The organism is Neisseria viridiae, from assembly GCF_962747995.1.
In the GTDB taxonomy this organism is placed as follows: domain Bacteria; phylum Pseudomonadota; class Gammaproteobacteria; order Burkholderiales; family Neisseriaceae; genus Neisseria; species Neisseria viridiae.
Genome location: NZ_CAUJAJ010000031.1, coordinates 1 through 4,359 on the forward strand (window position 1 = coordinate 1; position 4,359 = coordinate 4,359).

7 protein-coding genes are annotated in these 4,359 nt (G+C 52.9%); 3 read left to right on the top strand and 4 right to left on the bottom strand.

Annotated features, from left to right (window positions below; all coding sequences use genetic code 11):
* Positions 1 to 73: 73 nt before the first annotated feature.
* Genes Q9J79_RS10140 through Q9J79_RS10155 form a run of 3 tightly spaced genes read left to right on the top strand, consistent with a single transcriptional unit; the run spans position 74 to position 2,210 of the window.
* On the top strand, positions 74 to 442 hold the full coding sequence (locus tag Q9J79_RS10140) for a MobC family plasmid mobilization relaxosome protein (protein WP_301912216.1): 369 nt from the start codon (positions 74 to 76) through the stop codon (positions 440 to 442).
* Entirely contained in the window at positions 439 to 1,977 is a 1,539-nt protein-coding gene (locus Q9J79_RS10525; protein WP_500797197.1) for a relaxase family protein, read from the top strand. The genes Q9J79_RS10140 and Q9J79_RS10525 overlap by 4 nt, the downstream gene beginning before the upstream one ends.
* Positions 1,974 to 2,210 (top strand): CppA family protein, encoded by a 237-nt coding sequence (locus Q9J79_RS10155; RefSeq protein WP_301912220.1) that lies wholly within the window; start codon positions 1,974 to 1,976, stop codon positions 2,208 to 2,210. Before Q9J79_RS10525 ends, Q9J79_RS10155 begins: the two co-directional genes overlap by 4 nt.
* Here the strand turns inward: Q9J79_RS10155 and Q9J79_RS10160 are convergent.
* The 4 genes from Q9J79_RS10160 to Q9J79_RS10175 are packed head-to-tail and all read right to left on the bottom strand — an operon-like array spanning position 2,207 to position 3,873.
* A complete protein-coding gene (locus Q9J79_RS10160) occupies positions 2,207 to 2,521 on the bottom strand; it encodes a type II toxin-antitoxin system RelE/ParE family toxin (RefSeq protein WP_012478169.1) in 315 nt (104 codons plus the stop codon). The genes Q9J79_RS10155 and Q9J79_RS10160 overlap by 4 nt on opposite strands.
* On the bottom strand, positions 2,518 to 2,772 hold the full coding sequence (locus tag Q9J79_RS10165; RefSeq protein ID WP_173476903.1) for a hypothetical protein: 255 nt from the start codon (positions 2,770 to 2,772) through the stop codon (positions 2,518 to 2,520). The genes Q9J79_RS10160 and Q9J79_RS10165 overlap by 4 nt, the downstream gene beginning before the upstream one ends.
* Positions 2,772 to 3,017, bottom strand: a complete 246-nt coding sequence (locus Q9J79_RS10170) for a rep protein (protein ID WP_301912218.1) — start codon at positions 3,015 to 3,017, stop codon at positions 2,772 to 2,774. The genes Q9J79_RS10165 and Q9J79_RS10170 overlap by 1 nt, the downstream gene beginning before the upstream one ends.
* Positions 3,007 to 3,873 carry a replication initiation protein gene (locus tag Q9J79_RS10175; protein ID WP_301912217.1) on the bottom strand — a complete coding sequence of 289 codons (867 nt, stop codon included), beginning with the start codon at positions 3,871 to 3,873 and terminating at the stop codon, positions 3,007 to 3,009. Before Q9J79_RS10175 ends, Q9J79_RS10170 begins: the two co-directional genes overlap by 11 nt.
* Positions 3,874 to 4,359: the final 486 nt, after the last annotated feature.

Below are 4,359 nucleotides of genomic sequence, written 5' to 3' on the forward strand. Positions count from 1 at the left end.
TCCCCTTGACCCCCGCAGGGCTTCTTTTGCCTGCTGGCACAGACAAAAAAAGCCCCAGACAACAGGAAAAAAAATGACCGCCGAAAAGCGAACAAAGCAACTCATCATCCGAGTCAGCCCGACCGAGTTTGAGACTTTGACCCGACAGAAGACCCATCCGAATTTAGCCCGCTACATTCGGGAGCGGGTTTTGGAAGATGGCAAAGCATCCGACAAAAAAACCGTCAAATTCCAATTCCCGCCCGAAGTCGTGCGCGTCCTTGCAGGCATGGGAAACAACCTGAACCAAATAGCCAAGACCCTGAACACCGCCGCAAAGATTGGCACATTGGGCAACGTGGAAGCACTCAAGGCGACGACCGAGCTGGCAGCGTTGGAGCGTTCCCTGAATTCCCTACGGGATTTTTTAGCCAAAGAAAAGAACGGAGGGAAGTCCCAATGATTGTGCAGTTTTTCAATAGGGGGAAAGGCGGCGGGAGTGGTCCAATAGACTATCTTCTAGGCAAAGACCGAGACCGAGAAGAAGCCAAATTATTACGCGGCGACCCCGAAGAAACCGCCGCCCTGATAGACAGCAGCGATTACGCCAAGAAATACACTGCCGGCTGCCTGAGCTTTGAAGAAAGCAACATCCCCGCCGAACAGAAACACGCCCTGATGGACAGCTTTGAAGAGTGTATTTTTGCAGGCTTGGACAAAGACCAATACAACTGCCTATGGGTAGAACACCGAGACAAAGGGCGTTTGGAACTCAACTTCGTGATACCGAACATCGAGCTTGTGAGCGGAAAGCGGTTACAGCCCTACTACTACGCCGCCGACAGAGGAAGAGTGGACGCATGGCGCACCATGCAGAACCTGACGCACGGATACAGCGACCCCGACGACCCCGCCAAACGGCAGAGCATGACCCAAGCCAAAGACCTGCCGAGAAACACGCAGGAAGCCGCACAGAGCATCACGGACGGCTTAGAAGCCCTAGCCCTAGCAGGCAAGGTAAAAAGCCGCGCGGACGTGCTGGAAACACTGGAAAAGGCAGGTTTTGAAATATCACGAGCGACCCCCAGCAGTATCAGTATCAAGAACCCAGACCCAAAAGGGCGCAACATCCGACTGAAAGGCGCACTGTATGAGCAAGATTTCCGATTTGGCGAAGACCTTCGAGCAGACATCACGCACCGAAGCCGCCAGCATAGAGCAACAAACGAAAACAGACTTAGAGAAGCTACGGAAAAATATCAACGAGGCATTGAAGCAAAGCGAGCAGAAAATAACCGCCGATATAAACGCCCAGCAGTTACGCATGAGCAAGGCAGTATTCAAGCCCTATCAGTGGAGCTTGGTAGGTATATTGGCGGCAGGGTTGATAGTCATATTAGGGCTGTTCATAGCGATATGGAGCGTCAAGAACGAGCTGGGCGACCTGAAACAGCAGAGAGCCGAAGCAGAGCGCACCCTAGACCTGTTGGAAACCAAGACCAAAGGTTTAACACTGGAGAATTGCCCAGTCGAGAACAGCAAAGCAACGCGGGTATGCGTAGCGACCGACCCGAATTCGCCGCCGTATTACGCGAACAAAGACAAAACCAGAGCTTGGCGGTACATACCACAGAAAAACAGCAGATAGGGGTAACAGATGACCGAGATAGAAACCGCATTGTTAGACGCATTGGAGAACTTGGAGCGCAATCGCAAAGCGACCGAGAATCGAATGCTGGACGCGTTAGCGGAATTAGAGAGCAATCACGCAGCAATCGAGCAGCGAATGATGAAAGCCTTAACGCACTTGGGCGAAAGGTTGGCAGAGCTAGAGCAGGAAAACACGAGTTTAGCGCAGCAGCTAGCGAGTTTGGCAGCCGAGTTAGAGCGGCAGAGCGAAATACAGCAACGGCAGAGCGAAATCTTGAATCAACTAGCCAAACGATAAGCCAACGACACAAACGAACCCAAAGCAGGGGATGGGGGATGAGCCGATGATTACCGAGAACGAACGCGACAGGCGAACAGCCGCATGGCTGATAGAGACCTACGGGGCAGAAGCCGTAGCGGAAGCAGAAACCCGCATTGCGGGCGCGAGAAAGCCGTATCCGGGCAATATCGCCAAAGTATTGGGGGCTACTCTGCCCGAAGCCCTAAAACGCACAGAAAACGCCGCAGCGCGCCAAAAACTGGCAGAGCTGCGGCGGATGTTGGAGAACAAGGGCGGCTAGTCGTTTTTCTCCAAGCGATGTACAGGGGTTTGAGCCGTATGCAGCCGCTTGGATGATTTAACCGTAAGGACATGCAGAACATCGCCCGTTATCTCGTAAACAATGCGGTATTTGCCGTTAATCGGGTATAGTTCGCGGGTTTTCGGAATAATGCCGATACTCCCCATCCTAGGATTATCGGCAGCGAGAGCGACCAGCCGTTCAAATTCAGACTGGTAACGTTCGGAGCTTGCCAGCCCTGCATACTCAGCCACCATCATCAGGATTTCCCACAATTCGGCGGTAGCCTCATCAGACCAGATTATCTTCATTCGTCGCCGAACCTTTCCCGTAGAGCCGAACGGATACGGGACATGGCTTCTTCATGAGAATAGCAGCGACCAGCCGCAATATCCGCGCGACCGCGTTCAACAGATGCCTGCAATTCTTCAAGTTCCTGCTGCTGTTCCAACCAGTTGTCCAAAGCCCTACCGAGCAGGACGGCCCGGCTTTCGCCCGTTGATTGTTCCAGACGCGCCAAAGCTTCGGCGCGGGCGGATGTCAGTTCAATTTGAGCAAGCATTATTTTGTCTCCTGTTGTACGGTTTCAGGCGGCATCGGTTTCCCGCGATAGTACCAAGTACGGCGGCTGATACCGAGCTTTTCCCACGGTTTATCGCGGCTGATGGTGTTTTCGGCGAGGTAGTCGGCGCGTGTTTGAGACCACCAGCGAGTGATTGTGCTTTCCGCTACATTGAATTTTTTTGCCATTTCGCGTGCGGTCATCGGACGTTTGGTTTTACGCGGTTGCAATTTTTCAGTCATCATAAGCTCCTAAAATAATTTTGCCTTTTTTGTGCTGATTGCTGCGAGTTTTCCGCCTTGCATTCTGTGCAGCGTGCCAAGCCGCCTTACCCTGCTCCGTAAAGCGCGTCCAAACCCAATTTCCGATAGACTTCGCAATACATTTCACTTCGTTCTCAAGCATGGGGGTCGGGAAGTCCCCGTTTACCGACAGGCAGCGCAAACCCACTTCGCGCAGCCATCCCGCCCGTGTACCACCTTTTTTCTTGAAATCCAGCACATTCTGATAAGCCCAACGGCTCACAATGTTGAACACTGTGCAATTTCGCCCCAACCCGACCGCTTCCACGTTGGAGCGTCCCACATACGGCTTAAACCTGTCCAAATCCACAAAATCCGCAAGGTAGGGCAGGTCATAGCCTCGTATCGCGTCAGGAACGCCCCGCAGAAGCTCCCAATGGGGGTGCATGGGGTTTTTGGTAATCAGACCACTAAAGCCATCATCTCCCCCCAATTTCGCGCGATACGCGGCTTCTATGGCGGCAAGATAACGCAAGGCAGCCTGCCGTCCGCCGAAATCTGCCGTCAGAACGGGCGCAGAAAGCGCGTAGGCGATGTGTGCATGGGTATTTTCGCGGTTGATTGCCGCCCATGCGGGCATAGGCAGGTTATTATCTTCCCAAGAGAGGGCAGCCCCCGCGTAGTCCAAATCGAACAGCAGGAAAGTACGCAGATGGGGCGGATTGACTTGGATATAACGGCGCGTGATTGCCGTTTTGTAGGAACGCGGGCGTATGCCGAAGGTCAAATCATCGGTGCAGTACGGTTTGCGCGGGATGCGCTCTTGCAGGAACAGGTCAGGTTGGTATAATTGGCTCATAGGTTTACTTTCATAGGTTTTCCTATGCAGCCCCTAGATTGCGTGTCCGCCAAGACTTTAAGCGCACTAGGGGCGTTGTTTTTGATGGTTTGCACAGGTTAAGCATATTAGACAAATTTTGTAATTTGCACAAGTCCCGCGTGCAACTATATCAGATAACAGCCCTGCAGGGGGTCCTCATGTCAAAAAATAATAGCCGAATCTAGCGAAGCCAGCAGGCGGAGCGGCAGAGTTTGGAGCGCAGCAGCGCGACCTAAGCCGACCAGCAGGGCGGCGGTTTTGGGGAAACCTGAAGCCGCCGCCCTTTGTGTTGGTTGCGGTTCTGAAACTGTTGGCTTATCATGCGATTTTTTTCAACAGAAGAAATAAAGCAAGGCTACATTCCGCTATCGCTTCATGCCTTGCAAGGGGAGTTCCCCTTGACCCCCGCAGGGCTTCTTTTGCCTGCTGGCACAGACAAAAAAAGCCCCAGACAACAGGAAAAAA

Excerpts from the sequence above, each read along its gene's own strand:
- Q9J79_RS10170 (WP_301912218.1), bottom strand. The coding sequence starts at position 3,017 with ATGATGACTGAAAAATTGCAACCGCGTAAAACCAAACGTCCGATGACC.
- Q9J79_RS10140 (WP_301912216.1), top strand. The coding sequence starts at position 74 with ATGACCGCCGAAAAGCGAACAAAGCAACTCATCATCCGAGTCAGCCCG.
- Q9J79_RS10160 (WP_012478169.1), bottom strand. The coding sequence starts at position 2,521 with ATGAAGATAATCTGGTCTGATGAGGCTACCGCCGAATTGTGGGAAATC.
- Q9J79_RS10155 (WP_301912220.1), top strand. The coding sequence starts at position 1,974 with ATGATTACCGAGAACGAACGCGACAGGCGAACAGCCGCATGGCTGATA.
- Q9J79_RS10175 (WP_301912217.1), bottom strand. The coding sequence starts at position 3,873 with ATGAGCCAATTATACCAACCTGACCTGTTCCTGCAAGAGCGCATCCCG.
- Q9J79_RS10165 (WP_173476903.1), bottom strand. The coding sequence starts at position 2,772 with ATGCTTGCTCAAATTGAACTGACATCCGCCCGCGCCGAAGCTTTGGCG.
- Q9J79_RS10525 (WP_500797197.1), top strand. The coding sequence starts at position 439 with ATGATTGTGCAGTTTTTCAATAGGGGGAAAGGCGGCGGGAGTGGTCCA.